This window comes from Streptomyces avicenniae, assembly GCF_000719135.1.
Lineage (GTDB): Bacteria > Actinomycetota > Actinomycetes > Streptomycetales > Streptomycetaceae > Streptomyces > Streptomyces avicenniae.
The window spans coordinates 102,004-127,418 of the sequence record NZ_JOEK01000014.1 but is presented as its reverse complement, the minus strand read 5'-3'; the positions used below and the strand labels follow the sequence as shown (position 1 = coordinate 127,418).

General features: G+C 73.6%; 21 protein-coding genes. 14 read left to right on the top strand and 7 right to left on the bottom strand.

Going from position 1 to position 25,415, the window contains the following annotated elements:
- Positions 1–96: 96 nt before the first annotated feature.
- The 4 genes from rpsA to IF27_RS23540 all read left to right on the top strand — a co-directional run bounded on the left by rpsA (position 97) and on the right by IF27_RS23540 (position 3,766).
- Entirely contained in the window at positions 97–1,602 is a 1,506-nt protein-coding gene (gene rpsA / locus IF27_RS23555; RefSeq protein ID WP_052851743.1) for a 30S ribosomal protein S1, read from the top strand.
- Between the two features lie 156 nt (positions 1,603–1,758).
- A complete protein-coding gene (locus IF27_RS23550) occupies positions 1,759–2,709 on the top strand; it encodes a proteasome assembly chaperone family protein (protein ID WP_052851865.1) in 951 nt (316 codons plus the stop codon).
- Between the two features lie 9 nt (positions 2,710–2,718).
- Positions 2,719–3,339: a dephospho-CoA kinase gene (gene coaE, locus IF27_RS23545; RefSeq protein ID WP_052851742.1), complete on the top strand. Its 621-nt coding sequence runs from the start codon at positions 2,719–2,721 to the stop codon at positions 3,337–3,339.
- A 46-nt stretch (positions 3,340–3,385) separates the two neighbouring features.
- Complete coding sequence (locus IF27_RS23540) at positions 3,386–3,766, top strand: hypothetical protein (protein ID WP_052851741.1); 381 nt, start codon at positions 3,386–3,388, stop codon at positions 3,764–3,766.
- Here the strand turns inward: IF27_RS23540 and IF27_RS23535 are convergent.
- Both IF27_RS23535 and IF27_RS23530 read right to left on the bottom strand, forming a co-directional pair.
- Positions 3,744–4,943, bottom strand: a complete 1,200-nt coding sequence (locus IF27_RS23535; RefSeq protein WP_052851864.1) for an aromatic acid exporter family protein — start codon at positions 4,941–4,943, stop codon at positions 3,744–3,746. The two genes, IF27_RS23540 and IF27_RS23535, sit on opposite strands and share 23 nt — an antisense overlap.
- Positions 4,944–5,041: 98 nt before the next feature.
- A complete protein-coding gene (locus IF27_RS23530; RefSeq protein ID WP_052851740.1) occupies positions 5,042–5,326 on the bottom strand; it encodes a hypothetical protein in 285 nt (94 codons plus the stop codon).
- Between the two features lie 89 nt (positions 5,327–5,415).
- On the opposite strand from IF27_RS23530, the gene IF27_RS23525 reads away from it, so the two are divergent.
- Positions 5,416–6,072, top strand: a complete 657-nt coding sequence (locus tag IF27_RS23525) for a nucleoside/nucleotide kinase family protein (RefSeq protein WP_052851739.1) — start codon at positions 5,416–5,418, stop codon at positions 6,070–6,072.
- Between the two features lie 123 nt (positions 6,073–6,195).
- A complete protein-coding gene (locus IF27_RS23520; RefSeq protein WP_190233082.1) occupies positions 6,196–6,624 on the top strand; it encodes a DUF6224 family protein in 429 nt (142 codons plus the stop codon).
- Positions 6,625–6,631: 7 nt separating this feature from the next.
- Here the strand turns inward: IF27_RS23520 and IF27_RS23515 are convergent, their stop codons facing one another.
- The gene (locus tag IF27_RS23515) at positions 6,632–7,630 is read right to left on the bottom strand and encodes a zinc-dependent alcohol dehydrogenase family protein (protein ID WP_052851863.1); all 999 of its coding nucleotides are present in this window, start codon (positions 7,628–7,630) and stop codon (positions 6,632–6,634) included.
- 113 nt (positions 7,631–7,743) lie between these two features.
- Between IF27_RS23515 and IF27_RS23510 the strand changes: the two genes are divergently transcribed.
- Both IF27_RS23510 and IF27_RS23505 read left to right on the top strand, forming a co-directional pair.
- Complete coding sequence (locus IF27_RS23510; protein WP_052851737.1) at positions 7,744–9,048, top strand: VWA domain-containing protein; 1,305 nt, start codon at positions 7,744–7,746, stop codon at positions 9,046–9,048.
- Entirely contained in the window at positions 9,045–9,905 is an 861-nt protein-coding gene (locus tag IF27_RS23505) for a hypothetical protein (protein ID WP_052851736.1), read from the top strand. Before IF27_RS23510 ends, IF27_RS23505 begins: the two co-directional genes overlap by 4 nt.
- A gap of 20 nt (positions 9,906–9,925) precedes the next feature.
- On the opposite strand, the gene IF27_RS23500 is transcribed toward IF27_RS23505, so the two are convergent.
- On the bottom strand, positions 9,926–11,374 hold the full coding sequence (locus IF27_RS23500; RefSeq protein ID WP_052851735.1) for a WGR domain-containing protein: 1,449 nt from the start codon (positions 11,372–11,374) through the stop codon (positions 9,926–9,928).
- Between the two features lie 121 nt (positions 11,375–11,495).
- On the opposite strand from IF27_RS23500, the gene IF27_RS23495 reads away from it, so the two are divergent.
- The 3 genes from IF27_RS23495 (at position 11,496) to IF27_RS23485 (ending at position 13,781) form a co-directional block, all read left to right on the top strand.
- Positions 11,496–11,954: a type II toxin-antitoxin system PemK/MazF family toxin gene (locus tag IF27_RS23495; RefSeq protein WP_052851734.1), complete on the top strand. Its 459-nt coding sequence runs from the start codon at positions 11,496–11,498 to the stop codon at positions 11,952–11,954.
- Positions 11,955–12,002: 48 nt separating this feature from the next.
- Positions 12,003–12,746, top strand: coding sequence for a PIG-L deacetylase family protein (locus IF27_RS23490; RefSeq protein WP_052851733.1), 744 nt, complete (start codon positions 12,003–12,005; stop codon positions 12,744–12,746).
- Between the two features lie 375 nt (positions 12,747–13,121).
- Positions 13,122–13,781: a M23 family metallopeptidase gene (locus IF27_RS23485; RefSeq protein WP_052851732.1), complete on the top strand. Its 660-nt coding sequence runs from the start codon at positions 13,122–13,124 to the stop codon at positions 13,779–13,781.
- Between the two features lie 73 nt (positions 13,782–13,854).
- On the opposite strand, the gene IF27_RS23480 is transcribed toward IF27_RS23485, so the two are convergent.
- Positions 13,855–14,829 carry a glycerophosphodiester phosphodiesterase gene (locus IF27_RS23480; RefSeq protein ID WP_052851731.1) on the bottom strand — a complete coding sequence of 325 codons (975 nt, stop codon included), beginning with the start codon at positions 14,827–14,829 and terminating at the stop codon, positions 13,855–13,857.
- A gap of 184 nt (positions 14,830–15,013) precedes the next feature.
- Here IF27_RS23480 and uvrB point away from each other — a divergent pair, with 184 nt between their 5' ends.
- Positions 15,014–17,113, top strand: coding sequence for an excinuclease ABC subunit UvrB (gene uvrB, locus IF27_RS23475; protein WP_052851730.1), 2,100 nt, complete (start codon positions 15,014–15,016; stop codon positions 17,111–17,113).
- A 24-nt stretch (positions 17,114–17,137) separates the two neighbouring features.
- On the opposite strand, the gene IF27_RS23470 is transcribed toward uvrB, so the two are convergent.
- Together IF27_RS23470 and uvrA are read right to left on the bottom strand one after the other, a co-directional pair.
- Positions 17,138–20,437 carry a phosphodiester glycosidase family protein gene (locus IF27_RS23470; protein ID WP_110946201.1) on the bottom strand — a complete coding sequence of 1,100 codons (3,300 nt, stop codon included), beginning with the start codon at positions 20,435–20,437 and terminating at the stop codon, positions 17,138–17,140.
- 307 nt (positions 20,438–20,744) lie between these two features.
- On the bottom strand, positions 20,745–23,672 hold the full coding sequence (gene uvrA / locus IF27_RS23465) for an excinuclease ABC subunit UvrA (RefSeq protein ID WP_052851728.1): 2,928 nt from the start codon (positions 23,670–23,672) through the stop codon (positions 20,745–20,747).
- A 311-nt stretch (positions 23,673–23,983) separates the two neighbouring features.
- Between uvrA and IF27_RS23460 the strand changes: the two genes are divergently transcribed.
- Both IF27_RS23460 and IF27_RS23455 read left to right on the top strand, forming a co-directional pair.
- Positions 23,984–24,694: a maleylpyruvate isomerase family mycothiol-dependent enzyme gene (locus tag IF27_RS23460; protein WP_052851862.1), complete on the top strand. Its 711-nt coding sequence runs from the start codon at positions 23,984–23,986 to the stop codon at positions 24,692–24,694.
- A 40-nt stretch (positions 24,695–24,734) separates the two neighbouring features.
- Complete coding sequence (locus tag IF27_RS23455; RefSeq protein ID WP_052851727.1) at positions 24,735–25,391, top strand: MBL fold metallo-hydrolase; 657 nt, start codon at positions 24,735–24,737, stop codon at positions 25,389–25,391.
- Positions 25,392–25,415: the final 24 nt, after the last annotated feature.

Here is a 25,415-nt window from a genome sequence, read left to right as displayed (position 1 = left end):
GAAGCCCTCGGCCGTCCGGTCGGCCTCAGTGCTGCGACATGGGCTTTCGGCGTAGCAGTGCCTACGAAACATGTCCGTACCGGAGCCCTTTACCACATGACGAGCAGCACCGAGACCACCGCGACCACGCCGCAGGTTGCGGTAAACGACATCGGTTCCGAGGAAGCCTTCCTCGCCGCGATCGACGAGACGATCAAGTACTTCAACGACGGCGACATCGTCGACGGCGTCATCGTGAAGGTCGATCGGGACGAGGTCCTGCTCGACATCGGTTACAAGACCGAGGGGGTCATCCCCTCGCGCGAGCTGTCGATCAAGCACGACGTCGATCCCAACGAGGTCGTCGCCGTCGGTGACGAGATCGAGGCCCTTGTCCTCCAGAAGGAGGACAAGGAGGGTCGCCTGATCCTGTCGAAGAAGCGCGCGCAGTACGAGCGTGCCTGGGGCACCATCGAGAAGATCAAGGACGAGGACGGCATCGTCACCGGTACGGTGATCGAGGTCGTCAAGGGCGGTCTGATCCTCGACATCGGCCTGCGAGGCTTCCTGCCCGCGTCCCTCGTCGAGATGCGCCGCGTCCGCGACCTCCAGCCGTACGTCGGCAAGGAGCTCGAAGCCAAGATCATCGAGCTGGACAAGAACCGCAACAACGTGGTCCTGTCCCGCCGCGCCTGGCTGGAGCAGACCCAGAGCGAGGTCCGCCAGACCTTCCTCACCACCCTCCAGAAGGGTCAGGTCCGCTCCGGCGTCGTCTCCTCCATCGTCAACTTCGGTGCCTTCGTGGACCTGGGTGGCGTGGACGGCCTCGTGCACGTGTCCGAGCTGTCCTGGAAGCACATCGACCACCCCTCCGAGGTCGTCGAGGTCGGCCAGGAGGTCACGGTCGAGGTCCTGGACGTGGACATGGACCGCGAGCGTGTCTCGCTGTCCCTCAAGGCCACGCAGGAAGACCCGTGGCAGCAGTTCGCCAGGACGCACCAGATCGGGCAGGTCGTGCCCGGCAAGGTCACCAAGCTGGTGCCGTTCGGTGCCTTCGTCCGGGTGGACGAGGGGATCGAGGGTCTGGTCCACATCTCCGAGCTGGCCGAGCGCCACGTGGAGATCCCGGAGCAGGTCGTCCAGGTCAACGACGAGATCTTCGTCAAGGTCATCGACATCGACCTGGAGCGCCGCCGGATCAGCCTCTCGCTGAAGCAGGCGAACGAGAACTTCGGCGCCGACCCGCTGGCCGTCGAGTTCGACCCGACCCTGTACGGCATGGCCGCGTCCTACGACGACCAGGGCAACTACATCTACCCCGAGGGCTTCGACCCGGAGGCGAACGACTGGCTGCCCGGGTACGACAAGCAGCGCGAGGAGTGGGAGCGCCAGTACGCCGAGGCGCAGCAGCGCTTCGAGCAGCACCAGGCGCAGGTCATCAAGTCCCGCGAGGCCGATGCGCAGGCCGAGGCCGAGGCGGCGGGCTCCGGCGGCGGCCAGGCGGCCGGTGGCTCGGGCGGCGGCGGCTCGTACTCCTCGCCGCAGACCGAGGACGCGGGCGCCCTGGCGTCCGACGAGGCGCTGGCGGCCCTCCGCGAGAAGCTCGCGGGCGGTCAGAGCTGATCACGCCACGCGGCTGATCGCACCGATCACGCACGGCGGCCGGGGCCCGTCTCCCTTGGGGAGGCGGGCCCCGGCCGTTCGCGCACCCGGGGAATGCGGGCGCGGCGCGGCGCGTTGACCGGTCCGTACGCGAGCGACGGGAAGGAAGCGGTGGCGGTGCGCGATCCGCAGGAGTTGTACGCATGGGAGCCGCAGGGCCTGGCCCTGTTCGACGAGGCGACCGGCGGTCCGGACAGCGCGGGCCCCGTCCTCGTCTACCACTTCGAGGGCTTCATGGACGCGGGGGAGACCGGCGCCCAGCTGATCGAGCAGCTGCTCGACGGCCGCCCGTCCGTCACGGTCGCCCGCTTCGACCACGACCGTCTGGTGGACTACCGGGCGCGCCGTCCCGTCATGACCTTCCGGCGTGACCGGTGGACGGCGTACGAGGCGCCCGCCCTGGAGCTGCGCCTCGTGCGGGACGCGACGCATCAGCCGTTCCTCGTCCTGTCGGGGCCCGAGCCCGACGTCGAGTGGGAGAGCTTCGCCGCCGCCGTGCGGCAGATCGTGGAGCGCCTGCGGGTGCGGATGGCCGTCACGTCCCACGGCATTCCGATGGGTGTCCCGCACACCCGCCCGGTCGGTCTGACGCCGCACGGGAACCGGTCCGACCTGGTGCCGGGGCACCACGGCATGTTCGACGAGGCGCAGGTGCCCGGCAGCGCGGCGGCCCTGGTGGAGCTGCGGCTCACCGAGGCGGGGCACGACGTGCTCGGTGTCGCCGCTCACGTGCCGCACTACATCGCGCGCTCCCGCTACCCGGACGCCACGCTCGTCGTGCTGGAGGCCCTCACCGCGGCGACCGGTCTCGTGCTCCCCGAGGCCGCGCACGCCCTGCGCAGCCGCGCGTTGCGGACGCAGGACGAGATCGAACGTGAGCTGGCGGAGGGGGACTCGGAACTGGTCGCGGTGGTGCGCGGTCTTGAGCAGCAGTACGACGCGATCGCCGGGGCCGCCTCCCGGGGCAGCCTGGTGGCCGAGCCTGCCGAGCTGCCGTCGGCGGACGAGTTGGGTGAGGTCTTCGAGCGGTTCCTCGCGGAGCGTGAGGACGGCGACGGCGGCAGGTAGCGTGCGGGCATGCTCAGTGTGGGACTGACCGGTGGTATCGGCGCGGGGAAGAGCGCGGCCGTGCGTCTGCTCGCGGCGCGCGGGGCGGTCGTGGTGGACGCGGACCTGATCGCCCGTGAGGTCGTGGAGCCGGGGACGCCCGGCCTGGCGGCGGTGGTCGCCGAGTTCGGCCCCGAGGTGCTGGCGCCGGACGGGAGCCTCGACCGGGCGCGGCTGGGGCGGCTGGTCTTCGCCGACGAGGAGCGCCGCCGCGCGTTGAACGCGCTCGTGCATCCGTTGGTGGCGCGGCGTTCCGCCCAGCTCCAGGAGGCGGCGCCGCCGGACGCCGTGGTCGTCCACGACGTGCCGCTGTTGACGGAGAACGGTCTCGCGGACCGGTACGACACGGTGGTCGTGGTGGACGCGTCGGACGCGACGCGGCGTGCCCGTCTGGTCGGGGCGCGCGGCATGGCCGAGGCGGACGCGGACGCGCGCATGGCCGCCCAGGCGACCCGCGCGGAGCGGCTCGCGATCGCCGACCACGTCCTCGCCAACGACGGGACCCTGGCCGATCTCGACCGCCAGGTGGCGGCGCTGTGGCGGACGCTGACGGAGATGCGGGTGGCGCGGGATGGACCTGGCCCTGGCTGACGGGCGGTCTGGTGCCCCGCGGCGGTCGGGCCGTACGGTGGTCGGCATGGACATCGACGCCGCGCTCGCCCTCGTCTCCACCGCCGCGGGCAGTGTGGCGACGGCCGCCGGGCAGCATGCCTGGGACGCCCTGCTGTCCGTGGTCCGCCGTGTGACCGGGCGGGGTGCCGGGTCCCTCGACGACGGCCCGGTGGACCCGGCCGACGAGGGGCAGGTCCAGGCGCTGACCGGCCGGATCGCGGAGCGGGCGCGTACGGACGCGGTGTTCGCCGACGCGCTGCTCGGCTGGGCGGCGGATCACCGGCGCGCGCTCACCGCCGTCACGGGCGACACGCACAACTCGATCGCGGGCGGCGCCGTCACGAACGGTCCGGTCGTCCAGCTGCGGGACGTCCACGGCGACGTCACCTTCGGGCAAGCGCCGTGAGTTTGCGCAGCCTCGGGTGCTTCTCGCGGCTGTCTGCCGCGACCTGGTCCAGCTGCTCGGCCAGGTGCATGGAGCGCTTCTCGATGTTCAGCTCGTTGAGCATGCGGTCCACCTCGGCCAGCAGCGCCCCGTGCAGCTGCCACTGCTTCGGATGCTGCTGAATCCGTGACAGCAGGAGGTCGGCGACGTGCTGCCTGCTGATGCGCGCGGCGTCGAGCTCGATGGCGAGGAACGACTCGGCCTCGTCGGCGGCCGTGCTCACCTGGCTGGTGATGAGTGTCGCGTAGCTGTCCACGGCGCCCGCGAGGTTGGTGAGCAGTTCGCGCATCGCGGGGGCCACCTCGGCGGGGAAGAGCGGTTCGCCCTCGCGCCGGTTGGCCAGGTCGAGGAACGTCCGGGACATGGTGCGCAGGATGACGACGCAGATCTCCAGCGTGTCGAGGCCGGTGCGCAGCACGATGCGGGTCAGCACCGGCTCCTTGACCCTCGGGTTGAGGCGCACGCTCTCCTCGGCCTGGGTGATGGAGGCGTCCACGCGGGCGACGTCCTGGTCGAGCTGCCGGGCGCGCGCCACCTCGTCGGCGAGCGCGGGGACCGGGGCCTGGTCCTGGGAGATCTCCTCGCTCAGCCGGACCAGCAGGTCGCGCATCCGGCGGGCCTGTTCCTCGATGTCCTCGCTCGCCGACCGGATCCACAGCGGCGGTACGAAGATCAGGTTGAACAGGAGGCCGACGACGGCGCCGATGACCGTCTCGACGACCCGGTCGAGCGCGGTGTCGGTGTGCTGCGTCACGCCGAGCACCAGCATCGCGCTGATCGCGACCTCGGGCACGAACTCGTCCACCTTGGCCAGGTGGCCGACCGTCAGGGCCGTGGCCAGGAGCAGCCCGAGGCTCCACCAGCTGAGGCCGACGACGGCGCTGAAGCCGGTCGCCACCAGCACGCCGACCACGACGGCGTTGACCCGGCGCACGCCCGTGGTCAGCGTGGCGTAGAGCGTCACCTGGACGACGAGCAGGGCGGTCAGCGGCGCGAGCAGCGGGGCCGCGACGTCGGTGAGCCAGACGGCCGCCAGGTAGGCGAGGGTCGCGGCGGCCGACGAGCGGAGCAGCTGGGCGACGATCGGCTCGTTCGTCCGTCTGGCCAGATCGACGATCTGCTCCTGCACCTCATGCATGCTCAGCCCCATTCGCTCCGTTTGCACCGGTCCACGTTGAAAGATGCCATTCCCGTGGCCGATAGCGAACGAGGCTGAGCGGCTGACGTCGCGTCGGGTCAGACGTGGCCCAGGTCCGTCACGAGTCCCTCGGGGGCGGGGGTACGGGGGGCGGGCGGCGCCGCCGGGGCGTGGGCCGACGTGAGCCGCATCAGCGCCAGCATCTCCGACTGCGCCTCGGGGGTCAGCGGCGCGCCCGCGTCGGCGGCGGGCGCCGCGGCGTGGGGGGCGCCGCGCCATGCGTGGAAGGCGCTCATCAGGCCGATGAACTCGGCCGCGGGCATGCGTGCGCGCAGCGTCTCCACATACAGGTCGAGCCTGCCCCGTCCGTTCTCCTCGTCCATGGTCCTATCGTGCGGGCGGGGAGGCGCGCGGGGAAGAAGGCGTCGGTGGCCCGTGCGGTGGGGGAGGCCGGTTGAGGAGGATGGGGCGTATGCGACTTGAGCCGATCAGCACGGAACGCCTCACCGACGCGCTCGCCGGGCATCTCGTCACCCTGCCGGGCGGTGACGGCGGTCCGTGGACGCGGGTGCTGATCGACGGCGCGCCCGCCGCGGAGCCCGGGGCGCTGGCGGAGGGGCTGGCGCGGGCGCTGAGGGAGCGCGGACGTGCCGCGCTCGTCGTCGCGGCCGGTGGCTTCCTGCGGGCGGCGTCCGTCAGGTTCGAGTACGGCAAGGAGGATCCCGACGCCTACCTCGACCTCTGGCTGGACACCGGCGCGCTGTGGCGTGAGGTCCTCACCCCGCTGGACGCCGACGGCAGCGGCCGTGTGCTGCCCGACCTGTGGGACCCGGAACGGGACCGGGCCACGCGCAGCCCGTACGTCACCCTCCCGGCGGGCGGTGTCCTGCTCCTGCACGGCGCCTTCCTGCTCGGGAAGTGGTTCCCCGCCGACCTGGCCGTGCACCTCAGCCTCTCCCCGGGGGCTCTCGCGCGGCGCACCGGCGCCGCGGAGCGGTGGACCCTGCCCGCGTTCGAGCGGTACGCGGCCGAGGTCGCCCCGCAGGAGGCGGCCGACGTCGTGGTCAGGCTGGACGACCCGCGGCGCCCGGCGTGGAGCGGACCGCCCGGCGCGCCGCGTCAGTCCTGACCCGGGCGTCACCCGTACGGGCGCGGTCGTCCGGGATCGGGCCACGCGGGGGCGGGGCGCTGACACACTGGGTGCACAGGTGGTCGCCGGAGAGTGAGCGGAGGGGTGGTGTGTATGGGGGGCGTGGCCAAGCCGTACACCGACGAGGAGGTGCTGCACGCCGTCGCGCTCATCAAGGCGTACCTGGCCGACGACCTGGAGGGGGTGCGGGCGCTCCAGGACGAGTCGGCCGAGAGCGCCAGGCAGTGCGCGCGGGCCATGTTCGCGCTCGCGCACCTCATCCTCTTCGGGCAGGTCATCCCGGACATGTGGGTGATCAGGGAGAACCTGGAGTTCGGCCACACCCGGCGCGTGCCGGAGCTGAACCTGGCGATCCACGTGCTCAAGCGGATGGAGGAGCGTGTCGCGCTCGCGCACGTCCATCCCGTCGTGGGCGCGCTGTCGGCCGGGGACGTGATGGACCTGATCGTGCAGTGCACGGGGACGGCGATGGAGGAGGTGCCCGCGTTCCTCGACGTGGTGCGGGAGCGGGTGCTGCTGGCCGGGGGGTGACGCGGGCTCAGCCGCGGGTGGGGGGCATGGTGAGGACGGCCGCGCCGTTGACGCGGTCGGCCGCGAGGTCGTCCAGCGCCCGGTCTGCCTCCTCGAACGGATAGGGCGTCACCGTGCTGCGGATGTGGTGGGCCGCGGCCTCGGCGAGGAACTCCCGGCCGTCGTCGCGGGTGTTCGCCGTGACGCTGCGGAGGGTGCGCTCGCGGAAGAGGTGCCGCTCGTAGTCGAGCGGGGGGATGGGGGACAGGTAGATGCCCGCGATGCTGAGCGTGCCGCCGCTGTCCAGTGCTTCGAGGGCCACCGGCACGAGGTCGCCGACCGGGGCGAACAGGAGGGCGGCGTCCAAGGGTTCCGGTGGGGTGCCGTCCGAGCCGACGGCGGACGCGGCGCCGAGGTCCCTGGCCAGCTGCCGGGCGGCGGGGGAGCGCGTGACGACGTGGACGGTCGCGCCCTGGCCGGTGGCCACCTGCGCCGTGAGGTGGGCCGATCCGCCGAAGCCGTAGATGCCGAGCCGCCCGCCGGGCGGCAGGTCGGCGCGGCGCAGTGCGCGGTAGCCGATGATCCCGGCGCACAGCAGCGGCGCCAGCTCCGTGTCGCCGTAGCCGGTGGGGAGGGTGTAAGCGTAGGCGGCGGGCACGGTGACGTACTCGGCGTAGCCGCCGTCGGCGTCCCAGCCGGTGTACTTCGAGTGCGGGCACAGGTTCTCCTGGTGCCGCGCGCAGTACCGGCAGGTGCCGCAGGTGTGCCGCAGCCAGGGCACGCCGACGCGGGCGCCCACGGGATGGCCCTGCGCCCGCTCGCCGATGGCGACCACGTCGCCGACCACCTCGTGGCCCGGCACCACGGGTGACTTGTGCGGCGGCAGGTCGCCGTCCCTGACGTGCAGATCGGTGCGGCAGACGCCGCAGGTGCGGACGCGGACGAGGAGTTCGTCCGGCGCGGGCTCGGGCACGGGCAGTTCGGTGAACTCGATGCGGCCTGGCGTGCGGACCACCCAGGCACGCATCGTCCCCGGGATGACCTGCGGCTTCGATGCTGCGTCCATGGCCGCCACGGTACGCGCGGGCGCTCGTGGAGGGCGGTGTACGGCCCGCCGCCACTGATCAATAGGATCCGCAGATGATCTTAAGGAAATGGACGGCGGTTGGCCTGTCCGGGCTGTTCGTCGCCCTGGCGGCAGGTCTGCTGACGACGAGCGCCGTCGCGGACGAGCCCGCGCAGGACGCGCCCCCGCCACGAGTGGACCTCGTGCTCGACGTCAGCGGCTCCATGGCGGAGCGGGACATGCGGGACGGCCGCTCCCGCATGGCCGCCGCCCAGCAGGCGTTCGAGGAGGTGATCGACGCCGTGCCCGACGAGGTGCACCTCGGCATCAGGACCCTCGGCGCCACCTACCCGGGCGACGACATCGAGATCGGCTGCCAGGACAGCGAACAGCTGTACCCGGTGGGGCCGGTGGACCGCACCGAGGCCAAGACGGCGGTCGCGACACTGCGGCCGACCGGCTGGACGCCCATCGGCCTCGCGCTGCGCGGCGCCGACCAGGACCTCGGCGACGGGGACGGCACCCGCCGGATCGTGCTCATCACCGACGGCGAGGACTCCTGCGGCCAACCCGACCCCTGCGACGTCGCCCGCGAACTGGCCGCGAGCGGGACGCACCTCGTCGTGGACACCCTCGGCCTGACGCTGGACGACGCGGTGCGCGAACAGCTCAGCTGCATCGCCGAGGCGACCGGCGGCACGTACACGGCCGTGCAGGACACCGACCAGCTCTCCGACCGGCTGAAACAGCTGGTACGGCGCGCCGACCAGCCCGTCGAGAACCCGACTGCGGTGCAGGGCGCGCCCGGGTGCCAGGACGCGCCGAGCCTCGGCGTCGGGGTGTACACGGACCGTCAGGAGTTCGGTGAGCACCGCTGGTACCGCGTCCCGGTCGCGCCGGGGCAGGAGCTGCGCGCCACGGTCAGCGTGGCGGCCGACCGCGCCGTCAACCCGGACCACGGCGTGCTGCTGCGTGCGGTGGACGAGGGGGGCCAGGAACTCGTCCGGGGCACCGGCGCGGGCACCGGACGCACCGACGTCGTCTCGACCGGCCTGCGCCTCCCGGTGCCTGAGGACGAGGACGACACCGGTGATGGGGATACAGGGGACGCGGGCGACGCGGGCGACGAGGTCAGGATCATCTGCCTCGACGTCGGCAGCTCCTTCTCCGCGCCCGACGCGGTCCAGCGGACCCCGGGTCTGCCGGTCGAGCTGACCGTGGACGTGGTGGGCGGTCCCGACGACCCGTCCGACGTCGCCGCGTTCGGCCTGGCCAGGGGCTGGGTGCCGCTCGTCCTGCTGACGGGGACGGGGCTGCTCGCCGGTCTGCTCCTCGGCCTGTTCGTCCGTCTCGGCGTCGTCATGGGGAGGTCGTCATGAGCCGTGCACGAGGTGTCCGGCCGTTCACCGCGCTGCTGTTGGCGGGCGGCGCCCTGCTCGCCGGTGGGGTCCCCGCGGCGGCCGACGCCGGGGAAGGCGACGGTACCGGGGACGCCCCCACCGAGGCGGGCACGACCTTCCGCACCGCGACGGTGATCGGGCAAGGCACGTCCGCCACGGCCAGCGCCTCCACCGGCGACTACCTGTACTGGACGTTCCCGGTGGCGGCCGGGCAGACGGCGACGGCCGAGGCGACCGTGACGCTGCCCGACACCGCCCCCCGCAGCGGCCCCGCCACCTGGCAGCTGGACGTCTACGACGGCCTGCGCCGCCGCCAGCCGTGCACGGAGGGCCCGCAGACGGTCCGCGCGGAGCAGGACGCGGCGTCCGTCAGCCTGTCCTGCACCCTGCCCACGGTGCGGCCCTGGGCCGAGCCCTGGTCGGACGCCCCGCTGCCCGGCGGGTACTACCTGCGGCTCACCGTGACGGAGCTGCCCGAGCGTGACCTCGGGCTGCCGGTCACGGTCGAGGCGCGGGCCACCGCGGAGGAGGCGGGCGGCTCCGCGGCCTACGGCGGCGCACTGGCCGATCCGCTGCTCCCCGTGGGCGCGGCGGGCGTCCTCGCCGGGGACACCGCGGACACCGGGGACACCGGGGACACCGGGGACACGGCCGAGGACGGCGCGGCCGACACCGATCCGTACCTGGCCGCGCTGCCCGAGCCCGACGGGGGCTGGGGCGGCGGCTGGTGGACCGACCGCTGGCTGTGGACCACGGCGGGCGGCGTCCTCGGCGCGCTCGCCGGGCTCGGCGGCTTCCGCCTCGTCAGGGGCCCGCGCGCCCGGCGCGAGGCCTGACCTGCCGGAGATCCGGCGCCTCACACCAGGCGCCGGATCTCCCCCCGCACCCGGTAGAAGCCGCCCGACGCGGCGTGCACACCGTCCACCACGTACCGCGCCCCGGCCTCGCGTATGTGCCGGGGGAACTGGACGTTCCACCCCTCGTCGTAGCCCTCGGTGAGGATGCGCATCCGCAGCCGCCCCCCTTCCTGCACACACTCGACGAGCACGCCGCCGCCCGACACCACCGAGGCACGCGCCGACGCCGTGACCGTGGCCACCGCGGTCGCCGGGGTGTACGTCGGAAGCGCGGCGGACAGCTTGACGTCCACCGCCGTGGGCACCGAACCCTCCCGCGCCGCCGCGACGGCCGCGTCACTCGCGTCGATGCAGGCCAGCGAGCCGTCCGTCGTCACGATGTACAGCTTCTCGTCCCGGTACTGCATCGACAGGGCCGAGCCACCGCCCGTGTCCAGCTTCCACAGCCGCGTCCCGTCCTCGGCGAAGCAGTACACGGAGGAGTGGGCGTCCCCCGCGAAGACGTACCGGCCGCCCGGCGCGGTCGCGCACGAGTAGACCGCCCCGTCGCACACGTACGACGCCTCGACCCGGCCCGTCGCCTTCGACAGCCGCTGCACGAGCCGCCGCGCCGTCCCCGCGTACACCGCGTCCCGCTCCTGCCAGCCGAAGAGGACCTGCCCCGCGGTCGCCCGCTGCCACAGCACCCGGCCGCCGTCCGTCGCGTACGCCGTCACGCCCTTGCTGTGCCCGTGGTAGACGGCACGGTCGTCGCGGCGCACCATCCAGCCGTGGTCGCCGTCGCTCGACCGTGACCACTGGAACTCGTCCTCGTGGTCGATGACCGTCAGCCCGCCGTCGCGGTCCGAGACGTTCAGCACCCCCTCGTGGATGTCGAGCCAGAAGATGTCCACGTCCTGCGATATCGCGTAGGCGGCGAACGGCAGCTTCGCCGACAGGTCGTACACCGTGCCGTCGTCACAGCCCGCGTAGATCCAGAAGTCGTCCGCCACCAGGCACTTGACGCCGTCGGGCAGCCGGAAACGGGACAGCACCTCACCGGCGTGCGTCACCGTGTAGACGTCGCCGTCCTGGTTGCCGACCCAGCAGCGGTCCGCGTCGATGTGGATGCCGAACGCGGCGGCGCCGGTGCGGAAGCGCCAGAGCACCGGCGCGACCGAACGGGCGGTCGAGGGGGCCGAGGCGATCGCGCGCCGGGTCACCGCCCGCGCCGCCCGCCCGCCGCGCACCGCCGGGGCGTACCCCTTGCGCACCTTCTCCGCTATCTTCCGGTCGGCGGCGGCCCGCGCCTTGTCCGCCGAGGGGAACGCCGAGGTCTTCACCTGGCCGTCCGTGCCGATCCGCCCGTACCGCACCGTCACGGACGTCCCGGCGACCGTCACCTCGTAGAACTTGTGGGCGCCGCCGTCGTCCTCGGACAGCTCCAGATACGTCTCACCTGCGGGCACGTCTGACTCCCTCTCCCCGGCCCCGTCACCGGGACCCCCGGACCGTGTGGAAGATCCACCGGACAGAACGGTAGAGGCGACCACTGACAATCCGCCCGGCGCCCGGCGATAGCGTGGGGCCATGGAGCGCACCGAGGACATCGAGACCCGCCACATACCGGGACGTCAGGGCCCCACCGCGACGGTCGAGGCGGACCCCAGGGCGGTCGGACAGGTGAGGACCGAGTACGCGCCGGAACCCGACGGCGACCCCGACCCCGGCGAGATCGTCTGGACGTGGGTCCCCTACGAGGAGAACGACGGGCGCGGCAAGGACCGCCCGGTGCTGGTCGTCGCCAGGGAGCCCCGGCGCGGCACCCTCCTCGCCGTCCAGCTCACCAGCCGCGACCGCGACCACGACGACGAGTGGCTGCCGCTCGGCTCCGGGCCCTGGGACCGCTCCGGCCGTGACTCCTGGGTCCACCTCGACCGCGTGCTCCGCGTGCACCCGGACGGCATGCGGCGCGAGGCGTGCGCGCTGGACCGGGCCCGCTTCAACCGCGTCGTGCACAATCTGCAACTGCGGCACGGCTGGCGCTGACGCCAGGACCGCGCGCACCCGCCCCGTGAGGACAAGGACCGCGAAGCCATGACGGACACGGACGACCTGACGCCCATGCCCCAGGACTGGCGGCGCGCCCTCGCCGTCGTCGCCCACCCCGACGACCTGGAGTACGGCGCCGCCGGGGCGATCGCCGAGTGGACCGCCGCGGGACGCGAGGTCGCCTACGTCCTCGTCACCCGCGGCGAGGCCGGGATCGACGGGCTGCCGCCCGCCGAGTCCGCGCGCGTCAGGGAGGCGGAGCAGCGGGCCAGTGCCGCCGTCGTCGGCGTGGACACCGTGGAGTTCCTCGACCACCCCGACGGCGTGATCGAGGAGGGCACGGCGCTGCGCCGCGACCTGGCCGCCGCCGTACGGCGCCACCGCCCCGAGCTGCTGATCACGCTCAACCACCACGACACGTGGGGCGGCACCGCCTGGAACACGCCGGACCACCGCGTCGTCGGCCGCGCCGTCCTCGACGCGGCGGGCGACGCGGGGAACCGCTGGATCTTCCCCGAACAGCTCGCCGACGGCGCGCTCGCCCCCTGGGGCGGCACCCGCTGGGTCGCGGTGTCCGGCTCGCCGCACCCGACCCACGCCCAGGAGATCGGCCCCGACTCCCTGGAGCGGGCCATCGCCTCGCTCGCCGAGCACCGGGCGTACATCGAGGCCCTCGACGACCGCTCCCCGGCCGACTACGCACGGGAGCTGCACACGCACGCCACGCAGGCGGGCGCGGCGCGCTTCGGCGGGCGCCGCTGCGTCACGTTCGAGGTCTTCCCGCGCTGATCACGCGCCGGGACGTGGCCATGGTCACAGCCGGGGAGCGGCCTACGACGCTCCTTAGGAGCGGGATGTGACGGAGGTCCGCGACCTGCGTCCCTGCCCGGCCGGGCACTCCGCCCCGGCCGGGGCGGCGAAGGGAGGGGACCGGCCCGTCCCGCGCCCCGCCCGGTCGCCGGACGGCCCGCCCGCCGCCGGGGCGCCCACGACCCGTGCCGAAACGGTTCCCCGGCCTGCCCGCAAGGGGCCTCCTGCCCTTCTTCCGGCTACTACCCGCCCTCGTATCCGGCTCCCTTGGAGCGCCGGGTGGACGGCGGTTATCCATGGGACAGCACGAGTCCGGATGGTCCGGATTTCCCCGAACCCAGAGGTTGTCCCCCCATGCCGAACAGCACCACCCCCCGCTCGTCCGCCCGTAACGCGCCCCGCCGCGTCGCCGCCGCCGTGACGGCGTGCCTCGCCGCCTCGGTGGCCCTGACCGGCGTCGCCGTCGCGTCCGACAGCACCCCCGACCGCCCCGACGTCTTCGCCGCCGACACGGCCGGTCACCTCGCGCAGGCGGCCACGGACCAGGCGCACACCCAGGAGACGGCCGCGAAGAAGGCCGCGGACCTGGCGAAGTCCTGGGTGAAGCCGATCGCCGGGCCCTACACGCTGACCGCGTCCTTCGGGAACAGCGGCGAGCGCTGGGCGGCCAAGCACAGCGGCCAGGACTTCGCCGTCCCCGTCGGCACCGACGTGCGGACCGTGCACACCGGCACGGTCGTCAAGACCGGCGGCAACGGCGCGGGCGACGGCCCCGCCTACGGCAACGCCGTCGTCGTCAAGCACGCGGACGGCACGTTCACGCAGTACGCGCACCTGTCGAAGATCGACGTCGTGCCCGGCCAGAAGGTCACCACCGGCCAGGTCATCGCCCAGTCGGGGAACACCGGGAACTCGTCGGGCCCCCACCTCCACTTCGAGGTCAGGAAGACGGCCTCCTACGGCTCCGCCGTCGATCCGCTGGCCTTCCTGCGCGCGCAGGACGTCACGGTCTGACACGCGGCGGGGCGGGCGCGGGCGGCCCCTCGCCGCTCGCGTCCGCCCCGTACCGGCGCGCCCCGCGCCGCCCTCAGCGGCGCCGCAGGGCGTCCGCGATGACGTCGGGCACGTCGCTGATGATCCCGTCCACGCCGAGGCCCGCCAGCTCCACGGCGCGCGCCCCGTCGTTCACGGTCCAGACGTAGACCTTCACCGGACGGCCGTGCGGCCCGCGCAGCGACTGGATCTCCTCGACGTAGGCGGCCGTGACGTCCGTGTGCCGCGGGTTGATCTGGTCGGCGAACGCGGCGTACGCGGGCAGGTCGGCGACCGCGGGGGTCCCGAGGAAACCGGTCTCCACGCGCGGCGCCAGCTCGTGCACGGTCCGCACGGACGCGGCGTCGAAGCTCTGGAGGACCACCCGGTCGCCCGGCCGCCGCTCGTGGAGCCAGCCGTCGCCGCGCAGCTCGTCCAGGATCTCCTCCTCGATCCCCGGGTACAGCGCGGGCGACTTCAGTTCGAGCAGCAGCCGCTGCCCGTTCGAGGCCAGCTCGCGCGTGAACTCCGCCAGGGTCGGCACCGGCTCCCCGGCGAACTCCTCGCCGTACCAGCTGCCCGCGTCGAGCCGGTCGATCTCGGCGGCCGTGAAGTCCGCGACGTTCCACGGCGCGCGGCCGGGGAAGACCTGCTCGACGTCGGTGGTCCGCGCCAGCGTCGTGTCGTGGAGCAGCACCAGCTCGCCGTCCGCCGTGCGCTGGACGTCGGTCTCCACCCAGGTGGCCCCGGCCTCGTCCGCCGCGCGGGCGGCGGCCAGGGTGTTCTCCGGCGCGTAGCCGGAGGCGCCGCGGTGGGCGACGACCAGCGGGCCGCGCCGGGGGAGGAGGCCGGACGACGTCACGTCCGTGGCGGGCCCCGCGTCGGCGACCGGCGCGGCGGCGGGGCGGGGGGAGGCGTGCGCCACGGAGACGCCGCCGGGCGCCCCGCCCGGCAGCAGCAGGGCGACGGCCCCCGCGGCGGCCAGGGCCAGGACCTGGCCGGACCGGCGGATGGCGGAATGCTTCGTCATGGGGGGACTCCAAGCTCTTCCGGAAGCGTTTCCAGGACGGACGGGCCGCGGCCGGGACCACGACGCCACGAGCCTCCCCAGCAGGGGAAACGCCTCGGCGGGGAAACAGTTACGTTCGGCTTAACAGACCGGAACCGTCCGTCATCGGAACCTGGTTGTCAGTGGCGGGTCGTACCGTGGGTGCATGCGGCCCGTCTCTCACATCGAACGCACCACGGCACCCTTCGAGGTCATCAGCCCCTACCAGCCGAACGGCGACCAGCCCGCCGCCATCGACGAGCTGGAGAAGCGGGTCAGCGGTGGCGAGAAGGACGTCGTCCTGCTCGGGGCCACCGGCACCGGCAAGTCGGCCACCACGGCCTGGATGATCGAGCGGCTGCAGCGCCCCACCCTCGTCATGGCCCCCAACAAGACCCTCGCCGCGCAGCTCGCCAACGAGTTCCGCGAGCTGCTGCCGAACAACGCGGTCGAGTACTTCGTCTCGTACTACGACTACTACCAGCCCGAGGCGTACGTCCCCCAGACGGACACCTACATCGAGAAGGACTCCTCGATCAACGAGGAGGTCGAGCGGCTGCGCCACAGCGCCACGAACTCGCTGCTCACACGCCGCGACGTCGTCGTGGTCGCGTCCGTCTCCTGCATCTACGGCCTGGGCACGCCGCAGGAGTACGTCGATCGCATGGTCCCGCTCACCGTCGGCCAGGAGATCGACCGCGACGCCATGCTCCGGCGCTTCGTGGACATCCAGTACACGCGCAACGACATGGCGTTCACCCGGGGCACCTTCCGGGTGCGCGGGGACACCATCGAGATCTTCCCCGTGTACGAGGAACTGGCCGTCCGCATCGAGATGTTCGGCGACGAGATCGAGGCGCTGTCCACGCTCCACCCCCTGACCGGCGAGGTCATCGCGGAGCACGACCACCTCTACGTCTTCCCGGCCTCGCACTACGTCGCCGGGCCCGAGCGCATGGAGCGGGCCGTCGCCGGGATCGAGGCGGAGCTGGCCGAGCGGCTGGCCGGTCTCGAAAGCCAGGGCAAGCTGCTGGAGGCCCAGCGGCTGCGCATGCGCACGACCTACGACATCGAGATGATGCGCCAGATCGGCACCTGCTCCGGCATCGAGAACTACTCGCGCCACATCGACGACCGCGAGAGCGGGACGGCGCCGCACACCCTCCTGGACTACTTCCCCGACGACTTCCTCCTGGTCATCGACGAGTCGCACAACACCGTGCCGCAGATCGGCGCCATGTACGAGGGCGACGCCTCCAGGAAGCGCACCCTCGTGGACCACGGCTTCCGGCTGCCGTCCGCCATGGACAACCGGCCGCTGAAGTGGGAGGAGTTCCTGGGGCGCGTCGGCCAGACCGTCTACCTGTCCGCCACCCCGGGGCCCTACGAGCTGTCGCGCGGGGACGGCGTGGTCGAGCAGATCATCCGCCCCACCGGCCTGGTGGACCCGCAGGTCGTGATCAAGCCGACCGAGGGGCAGATCGACGACCTGGTGCACGAGATCCGCGCCCGCGCGGAGCGTGACGAGCGCGTCCTCGTCACCACCCTCACCAAGAAGATGGCCGAGGACCTGACGGACTACTTCCTGGAGCTGGGCGTCCGCGTCCGCTACCTCCACAGCGACGTGGACACCCTGCGCCGCGTCGAGCTGCTGCGGGAGCTGCGGGCCGGGGAGTACGACGTCCTGGTCGGCATCAACCTGCTGCGCGAGGGCCTGGACCTGCCCGAGGTGTCGCTCGTCGCCATCCTCGACGCCGACAAGGAGGGCTTCCTGCGCTCCGGCACGTCCCTGATCCAGACCATCGGCCGCGCCGCGCGGAACGTCTCGGGCCAGGTCCACATGTACGCGGACCGGATCACGCCGTCGATGGAGCGCGCCATCGACGAGACCAACCGGCGGCGCGAGAAGCAGATCGCCTACAACGAGGCGCACGGCATCGACCCGCAGCCGCTGCGCAAGAAGATCAACGACATCGTCGCCACCATCGCCCGGGAGGACATCGACACCCGGGAGCTGCTGGGCACGGGGTACCGGCAGGGCGCCGACAAGAAGCAGAAGGCACCCGTCCCCAGCGCGGGGAAGAACCGCACGGTGGAGCTGACCGACCGCCCGGCCGCCGAGCTGGCGGAGACGATCGAGCAGCTCACCGAGCGGATGCGGGCCGCCGCCGCCGAGTTGCAGTTCGAGATCGCCGCCCGCCTGCGCGACGAGGTGTCCGACCTGAAGAAGGAACTGCGCCAGATGCGGGAGGTCGGCCTCAGCTGACGGCGGGGCGCGGCGGGCCGGTGGTCACCGGCGGACGGTGACCACCGCCTCCTGCCGCACCCCGGCGACCGTCACCGTCAGCGTCACCCGGCCAGGCCGCAGCCCCGTCAGCTCGCCGGTCGCCGGGTCGAACGCCGCCACCGCGTGCCGCCCCGCCGCCCGCGCCGGGCCCACGTGCAGGCCGCGCGAGCCGGTCCAGTCCACGCTGACAGGGAAGGCCGCCGGTACGTCACGGACACCGCTCGCGTCGCGCTGCGTCACCGTCGCCCCGGCGCGCACCGCGCCGCCCACCGCGACCTCTGCCGGGACGCCGAGGCGCAGCCCGTCCACGTGCGGCATCGTCCGGACGGACAGCCAGTCGGGCAGGGCCGACCACGGGGCGCGGCGGGCCGCCGCCTGCTCGGCGCGCGAGACCTCGTCCACCCCGACCAGCGCCCAGCCGGTGAAACCGCCGTCGCCCGGCGCGGCGGCCGGGCGCTTCCCCGCGTCGCCGCCGATGACGTACGGCACGCCGCCGAGGTGGTAGGCGTCGAAGACGCCGACGTGCGCGCCGAAGAACGCCGTCCCCTTGCCGGTGTCCCGGCGGAACCGCGCGAGCCAGTCCTCCAGCAGCGCCGCCTCAAGCCGGTCGGTCAGCTGGCTCGCGGGCTGCGCCGTCGTGTCCCGTGGCGGCACGTGCGCCATCACGACCACCGAGCCCACCGACGGATCGTCCGCCGCCGCGTCCAGCTCGGCCCGCAGCCGCTGGAACTGGCCGTACCCGGCGCCCCGCAGCGTGAGGGACGAGGTGTCCAGCGTGAGGAACCGCGTCCCCCGGTGATCGAACGTGAGCTGACTCGGACCGAACTCAGCCTCGAACTGCTCGATGCTGCCGCCCATCACCTCATGGTTGCCCGGCACGTAGAACCACGGCACGGCGTCGCCCAGCTCCTCCTCGATGACCCGCCGCCCGAACGCGAGGTCAGCTGCCGACCCCTCGTCCACCCAGTCCCCGTTCACGACCACGAAGTCCGGCTCGGCCGCGCGCACCTCGCGCAGCGTCCGGCGCGCGGTGGCGACGATCGGGCTGTCGGGCTCGCGCGCGACGAACTGCGCGTCCGAGACGACGGCGAAGCGCCAGTCACGGCCCGCCGTGTCCGCCGCCGTCGCGATCACCGGATCGGCCACCGGCCCCGCGTCGGGGAGTGACACGTCCGGCGGTGTCAGCGACCGCAGGCCGTCGATGACGACCTCGTCCGCGTACCGCTGGTCGGGCCGCGTCTCCGCCAGGTAGAAGCGCCGCACCGCCAGCGGGTACGCGACGCCGTCCGGCACCGTGAACGTGACCTCGCGCCAGCCCTGCCACGTGACATGGTCGCCCCGTAGCACCTGGTCGGTGCCCTGCGCGTCCACCAGGTGCAGCGACGGCCAGGCGCCCCGCCCGTCGCCCTCGATCCACAGCCGGAAACTCTGCGGCTGGCCGGGCACGGGGATGTCGGCGGGCGGCGACGCGTACGCGGCGCGGGTCGCGGTGCTCAGCCCGAAGTCGTACGCCATCCGCAGCCCGCCCCCCTGCTGACCGGCGGGCTCGGGTGTGAGCGAGCCGCCCGCGCGCGCATGGCTGAACCGCCACGCCGCCGCCTCCTCCGGGGCGTCGAAACCGGCGAGCACCGTCTCCGTCAGCCCGACGGTCACCCCCAGGACGGCCGTCGCCCCGCCCACCGTCACGGTCACCGTGCCCGCGCCCGACGTGGTGCCGGGCGCGGCGCGGACGGTGAAGCCGCCGCGCGCCGTGTCGGGCGTCACCGTGAACCGGTCCCGGTCGTAGGCGAGCCGCACGTCGTCCGGCTCGATCGGCGCCGTGCCCCCCGCCGCGTCGTGCCCGAGCACGCCGAACCGCCCCTGCGCCCCGGCGTCGGCGAGGCCCACGCGGGTCGTCGTCGGCGTGATCCGCGTCAGCTCGCCGAGGACGGTCAGGTCGAGGGAGCCGCGCGCCTCGCCGCGCTCGGCCGTCACCCTAGTCGTGCCGGGGGAGCGGGCGGTGAAGACGCCGGCGCCGTCCACGCGCCCGACGCCCGGCCGGTCCGCGCGCCACCGCGCCGGGGACCCGGCGGCCTGGCCGTACGTCTCGTCGTGCCCCGTCGCGGTCAGCCGCCGCGTCAGGCCGGGGAAGACGCGGTCGGGATGCCCGCCGGGGACGGGATCGGCCGTCGGCGCCGCCGCCGGGTCGGCGGCCGTGGTCACCCGGAAGCCGGTGATCCGGCCGCTGCCCAGCGGCGCCGTGAGCGCGAGGCCGTTGGGCACCGGGCGCTGCCCGCCGTCCGAGGGGCTGCCCACGAGGCGCGGCGCCGGGTCGCCCGGGGCGCGGGCCAGGAGCGTGGTGGACCCGCCGCCGTCCAGGTTGAGCGCGCTCCAGGCGCCCAGGTCGGCCATGAGGACGGCCAGCTCCGTGAGCGTGGTGCCGCCCGAGTGGGCCTGGCGGCCGTCCACGGTCAGGAGGTACATCTCCTGGCCGTTCCGTAAGAAGCCGACCGCCGTCCGGGGCGCGGTGGCGTTGTTCGGCAGCCCCTCCCAGTCCAGCGGCTCGCCCTCGGAGACCAGGACACCGCGCCCGCTCACGGCCGTACGGGGCAGCGGTCCGCCGTCGCCGGTGCGCGGCGCGTACTCCGTGTCCACGGTGTCGCCCGGTGTGAGCCCGGCCAGCGCCGCCGCGCCCGCCTCGCGGCCGAGGAGGACGTACGCGTCCTCGGGCACGGGGCCGCTGCCCGGCGCGTCGCGGACGGCGGTCACCTCGCCGCCGTCCGTCACCGTCACCTCGGTGACGCCGGTCGCGCCCGCCACCGGCAGGGCGCGGTCGGCCGCGCCCCACCGGGCGGTGTAGAGGCCGATGCCGCCGACCGGGACGTCGGCGGCGTTGTACCCGTCGAGCGGGACGGTGCCGCCGTCCGGCAGCGTCAGCGTGCCGTCGAAGTAGAGGTCGAGCACCCGGCCCGCGCCGCCCGGACCGATGCCCACGGCCTGGGACATCGGCGCGGAGGGGGACTGGACGAGACGGCCGTCCGCGATCCCCGCGCCCAGCGGCGCGCCGGTGGCGTTGATGTCGAAGAAGTCCCCGTTGACGGCGGCCACCGTGGTGCGGCCCGCGCCCGGGTCGTGCGCCGCGGCGAGTTCGCCGACGGTCGCCGCCTCGCTGACCCCGCCGGGGGCCAGGTAGTCGAGCCGCAGGTCGCGGGTGAGGTCCACGGTGAGCGCCTGGCCGCTCAGCCACTTGTCCGATTCGAGGCGGCGGAACGACGTCAGGTCGGCGCCGGGCGCGACCGGTTGCTCGGTGCGGACCAGCTCCATGCCGTCGCGGTCCGCCACGCCCGCCGGTGCGGACAGCGGCGCCGAGGCGGCAGGTGCCGTCGCCGCCCCCGGTGGGGCGAGGGTGAGCGTGAGGAGGGCCGCGGCCCCCGCCGCGACCAGCGCGCGTGCCCCGGACCGTGTGCGTACCGTTCCTGCCACCGGCAGCTCCCTCGAACGCGACCGCAGGACGCGCGGGCGGCGCGTCCGGCGGTCAGCGTTCCAAGGGAGCCGCCGCCGCGCCAGAGGGCCTTCCGGAACCCGGGGGGAACGCCGGATGACGCCTGGGGCGCGGTCGGTTGACGGGCGGTCAGTTCCTCGCGGCCACCGCCGCCTTCTTCTTGGCGGTACGGGCGGCACGCGTGTCGCGGCGGGCGGGGGCGGGCGCGTCCGAGACGGCGTCGCCCAGCACGTCACGCAGGAACTTGCCGGTGTGGCTCGACGGTTCGGCCGCGACGTCCTCCGGCGTGCCCTCGGCGATGACCGCGCCCCCGCCGTGACCGCCCTCCGGGCCCATGTCCACGACCCAGTCGGCGGTCTTGATCACATCGAGGTTGTGCTCGATGACGATCACGGTGTTGCCCTTCTCGACGAGGTCGGAGAGCACCGTGATCAGCTTCCTGATGTCCTCGAAGTGCAGGCCGGTCGTCGGCTCGTCCAGGACGTAGACGGTGCTCCCGGTGGAGCGCCGCTGCAACTCGGAGGCGAGCTTGACGCGCTGTGCCTCGCCGCCCGACAGCGTCGGCGCGGGCTGCCCGAGGCGGACGTACCCGAGGCCGACGTCGGTCAGCGTGCGCAGGTGCCTGGCGATGGCGGGCACCGCCTCGAAGAAGCCGAGGGCCTCCTCGATCGGCATGTCGAGCACCTCGGCGATGGACTTGCCCTTGTAGTGGACCTCCAGCGTCTCCCGGTTGTACCGGGCGCCGTGGCAGACCTCGCAGGGCACGTACACGTCGGGCAGGAAGTTCATCTCGATCTTGATCGTGCCGTCGCCCGAGCAGTTCTCGCAGCGCCCGCCCTTCACGTTGAACGAGAAGCGGCCCGGCTGGTAGCCGCGGACCTTGGCCTCCGTGGTCTCCGCGAACAGGCGGCGGACATGGTCGAACACCCCGGTGTACGTCGCCGGGTTGGACCGGGGCGTGCGGCCGATCGGCGACTGGTCCACGTGCACGACCTTGTCGAGCCCCTCGTCGCCCGCGACGCGGGTGTGCCGCCCGGGGACGGCCTTCGCGCCGTTCAGCTCGCGGGCCAGGTGCGTGTACAGGATGTCGTTGACCAGCGTGGACTTGCCCGAGCCCGAGACGCCGGTCACGGCCGTGAGCACCCCGAGCGGGAAGGCCACGTCGATGTTCTTCAGGTTGTGCTCCCGGGCGCCGTGCACCGTCAGCTGCCGCTTCGGGTCCACCGGCCGCCGCACCACGGGCGTCGGGATGGAGCGCTTCCCGGCCAGGTACTGGCCGGTGAGGGACGCGTCGTTGGTCAGCAGCTCCGACAGCGGGCCGCTGTGGACGACGTTGCCGCCGTGCTCGCCCGCGCCGGGGCCGATGTCCACGACCCAGTCGGACGTCCTGATGGTGTCCTCGTCGTGCTCGACGACGATCAGCGTGTTCCCCAGGTCGCGCAGCCGCACCAGCGTCTCGATGAGCCGGTGGTTGTCCCGCTGGTGCAGGCCGATCGACGGCTCGTCCAGGACGTACAGCACGCCGACCAGGCCCGAGCCGATCTGCGTGGCGAGCCGGATGCGCTGCGCCTCGCCGCCGGAGAGCGTGCCCGCCGCGCGGTCGAGCGACAGGTAGTCGAGGCCGACATCCACGAGGAAGCGCAGCCGCTCGTTGACCTCCTTGAGGACGCGCTCCGCGATCGTCTTCTCGCGCGGGCTCAGCTCCATGCGGCCGAGGAACTCGGCGCACTCGCTGATCGACATCCCGGCGATGTCGGCGATGGAGCGGCCCTGGACCGTCACCGCCAGGATCAGCGGCTTGAGCCGGGTGCCGTTGCAGGCGGGGCAGGGGGCCTCGCGCATGTAGCCCTCGAAGCGCTCCCGGCTCGTGTCGGACTCGGCCTCGGCGTGCCGCCGCCTGACGAACGGGATGACGCCCTCGAAGGCGGTGCTGTACGCGCGCTCCTGGCCGTGCCGGTTCTCGTACCGCACTTCGAGGCGGGCCTTGTGGCCGTGCAGCAGGGCCTTCTTGGCGCGCTGCGGGAGGCCGTTCCACGGCATGTCGGTGCGGAAGTTGAGCGCCTCGCCCAGGGCACCGATGAGGAGGTTGAAGTAGCCGCGGGTGTGGCCGTGCGACCACGGGTGGATGGCGCCGTCCTCCAGCGCGCGGTCCGGGTCGGGGACGATCAGCTCGGGGTCCACCTCCATCCGCGTGCCGATGCCGGTGCACTCGGGGCAGGCGCCGAAGGGCGAGTTGAACGAGAAGGAGCGCGGCTCCAGCTCCTCGAACGACAGGTCGTCGTACGGGCAGTACAGGTGCTCGGAGAACATCCGCTCGCGCTGCGGGTCGTCCTCGGGGAGGTCCACGAAGTCGAGGATCACCATGCCGCCCGACAGACCGAGCGCGGTCTCCACCGAGTCGGTCAGCCGCCGCTTGGCGCTCTCCTTCACCGTGAGGCGGTCCACGACCACCTCGACGGTGTGCTTCTCCTGCTTCTTCAGCTTCGGCGGGTCGGTGAGCTGGACGGTCACGCCGTCCACGCGGGCGCGGCTGTAGCCCTTGGTCTGGAGATCGGCGAAGAGGTCGGCGAACTCGCCCTTGCGCTCGCGGACGAGCGGCGAGAGCACCTGGAAGCGGCTGCCCTCCTCCAGGGCGAGGACCTTGTCCACGATGGCCTGCGGCGACTGCCTGGCGATCGGACGGCCGCACTCGGGGCAGTGGGGCTTGCCGATGCGGGCGAAGAGGAGCCGCAGGTAGTCGTAGACCTCGGTGATCGTGCCCACGGTGGAGCGCGGGTTGCGTGAGGTGGACTTCTGGTCGATGGACACGGCGGGCGACAGGCCCTCGATGAAGTCCACGTCGGGCTTGTCCATCTGCCCGAGGAACTGTCTGGCGTACGCGGACAGCGACTCGACGTAACGCCGCTGACCCTCGGCGAAGATCGTGTCGAAGGCGAGCGAGGACTTGCCCGAGCCCGACAGCCCCGTGAAGACGATGAGCGCGTCGCGGGGCAGGTCGAGCGAGACGTTGCGCAGGTTGTGCTCGCGAGCGCCACGAACGATGAGTCGGTCGGCCACGGCCGGATGGCACCTTTCGTCAAGAACGCGGGGACCCGCCCGGTGCGGGCACCCCTCCCCCAGAGTAGGACGCGTGTCCGGCTGACGGAGCCGTCGGCCTGGGGACCGGGAGAGACGGCCACCCTATAGGACGTACGTTCGATTACCGGCGCTTTCGCTTCTTCTTCACTCGATCGAGGGACCTTGTCCCGGGAGCGGAACCGGCCCCGCACCGTCACCCCGCGGCCCCTCCCGCGGTGGCGCGGATCACTCGAACCAGTGACCCCGCGGCGGTGCTGCGCCCCCGCCCCGCCGTGACTAGGGTGGCGACCGTGACCGGAAACCGGCCCGATCCCCACGCCGACCTCACCGCGCTCGCCGCCGCGACCGACGCCCTCGTCGCCGACGCCTCGGCCCTGGGACCGGCGGACGCCGCCGCCCCCTCCCGCCTCCCCGGCTGGACGCGCGGCCACCTCCTCGCCCACCTCGCGCGCAACGCGGACGCCCTCGTCAACGTCCTCGAAGGCCGCCCCATGTACCCGGACGACGAGGCCAGGAGCGCCGCCATCGCGCGCGACGCGGGCCGCCCCCTCGCCGTCCACCTCACCGACCTGCGCGAGAGCGCCGACCGCTTCGCCGCCGCCGCGGCCCGCCTCGACGCCGCGCGCTGGGACACCACCGCGACGTTCCGCGGCGGCGTCACGGGCCCGATGGCCGCCGTGCCGCTCCGCCGCTGGGTCGAGGTCGAGCTGCACCACGTCGATCTCGACGTCGGCCGCACCGTCGCGCAGCTCGGCCCCGCGTTCCTCGGCCCGGCCCCCGGCTACCTCGCCGACCGCTACCTGGACCACCCCGACGTCCCGCCCCTCGACCTGCGCGCCGACGACGGCCGCCGCTGGCGCACCGGCACGCCCGCCGCCCCCGGCACCGCCGCGCCCACCGTCACCGGCCCCGCCGCCGCGCTCGTCGGCTGGCTCAGCGGCCGGACCACGGGGACCGGCCTCACCACCCCCGCGCCCCTGCCGACCCTGCCGCCGCTGTGACGGACCCCCGCCCGGCCCCCGCCCTGGGAGACTGACCGCCATGCCCTACACAGGACACGTCACCGTCGGCGGGCCCGCCGCCGTCCACGAGCTGACCAAGCTGATCATCTCCAAGGTCGCGGTCGGCCCGACGGACAACAACGCGTACCTCCTGCGCTGCCGCGACACCGGCGTCCAGCTCCTCATCGACGCCGCGGCCGACCCCGCGACCCTCACCGGGCTCGTCGGCGACGCCGGTCTCGCCACCGTCGTGACCACGCACCGTCACGCCGACCACTGGCGGGCCCTCGCCGACGTCGTCCGCGTCACCGGCGCCCGCACCTGCGCCGGGCGCCTCGACGCCGAGGGCATCCCCGTCCCCACCGACGTCCCGCTCGACGACGGCGACGAGATCCACGTCGGTGCCTGCCGTCTCACCGTCCGGCACCTCACCGGCCACACCCCCGGCTCCGTCGCCCTCGTCTACGACGACCCGGAAGGGCACCCCCACCTGTTCACCGGCGACTCCCTCTTCCCCGGCGGCGTCGGCAACACCCACGGCGACCCGGCCGCCTTCGCCCAGCTCCTGCACGACGTCGGGACGAAGCTGTTCGACGCCCTGCCCGACGAGACCTGGGTCTACCCGGGACACGGCGCCGACACCACCCTGGGCACCGAGCGGCCCCACCTCACGGAGTGGCGCGAACGCGGGTGGTGACGGCGTGAAGTCACTCCCTGTCAG

Excerpts from the sequence above, each read along its gene's own strand:
- rpsA (WP_052851743.1), top strand. The coding sequence starts at position 97 with ATGACGAGCAGCACCGAGACCACCGCGACCACGCCGCAGGTTGCGGTA.
- coaE (WP_052851742.1), top strand. The coding sequence starts at position 2,719 with ATGCTCAGTGTGGGACTGACCGGTGGTATCGGCGCGGGGAAGAGCGCG.
- IF27_RS23540 (WP_052851741.1), top strand. The coding sequence starts at position 3,386 with ATGGACATCGACGCCGCGCTCGCCCTCGTCTCCACCGCCGCGGGCAGT.
- IF27_RS23535 (WP_052851864.1), bottom strand. The coding sequence starts at position 4,943 with ATGCATGAGGTGCAGGAGCAGATCGTCGATCTGGCCAGACGGACGAAC.
- IF27_RS23530 (WP_052851740.1), bottom strand. The coding sequence starts at position 5,326 with ATGGACGAGGAGAACGGACGGGGCAGGCTCGACCTGTATGTGGAGACG.
- IF27_RS23525 (WP_052851739.1), top strand. The coding sequence starts at position 5,416 with ATGCGACTTGAGCCGATCAGCACGGAACGCCTCACCGACGCGCTCGCC.
- IF27_RS23515 (WP_052851863.1), bottom strand. The coding sequence starts at position 7,630 with ATGCGTGCCTGGGTGGTCCGCACGCCAGGCCGCATCGAGTTCACCGAA.
- IF27_RS23510 (WP_052851737.1), top strand. The coding sequence starts at position 7,744 with ATGATCTTAAGGAAATGGACGGCGGTTGGCCTGTCCGGGCTGTTCGTC.
- IF27_RS23505 (WP_052851736.1), top strand. The coding sequence starts at position 9,045 with ATGAGCCGTGCACGAGGTGTCCGGCCGTTCACCGCGCTGCTGTTGGCG.
- IF27_RS23495 (WP_052851734.1), top strand. The coding sequence starts at position 11,496 with ATGGAGCGCACCGAGGACATCGAGACCCGCCACATACCGGGACGTCAG.
- IF27_RS23490 (WP_052851733.1), top strand. The coding sequence starts at position 12,003 with ATGACGGACACGGACGACCTGACGCCCATGCCCCAGGACTGGCGGCGC.
- IF27_RS23485 (WP_052851732.1), top strand. The coding sequence starts at position 13,122 with ATGCCGAACAGCACCACCCCCCGCTCGTCCGCCCGTAACGCGCCCCGC.
- IF27_RS23480 (WP_052851731.1), bottom strand. The coding sequence starts at position 14,829 with ATGACGAAGCATTCCGCCATCCGCCGGTCCGGCCAGGTCCTGGCCCTG.
- uvrB (WP_052851730.1), top strand. The coding sequence starts at position 15,014 with ATGCGGCCCGTCTCTCACATCGAACGCACCACGGCACCCTTCGAGGTC.
- IF27_RS23470 (WP_110946201.1), bottom strand. The coding sequence starts at position 20,437 with ATGGAGCTGGTCCGCACCGAGCAACCGGTCGCGCCCGGCGCCGACCTG.
- IF27_RS23455 (WP_052851727.1), top strand. The coding sequence starts at position 24,735 with ATGCCCTACACAGGACACGTCACCGTCGGCGGGCCCGCCGCCGTCCAC.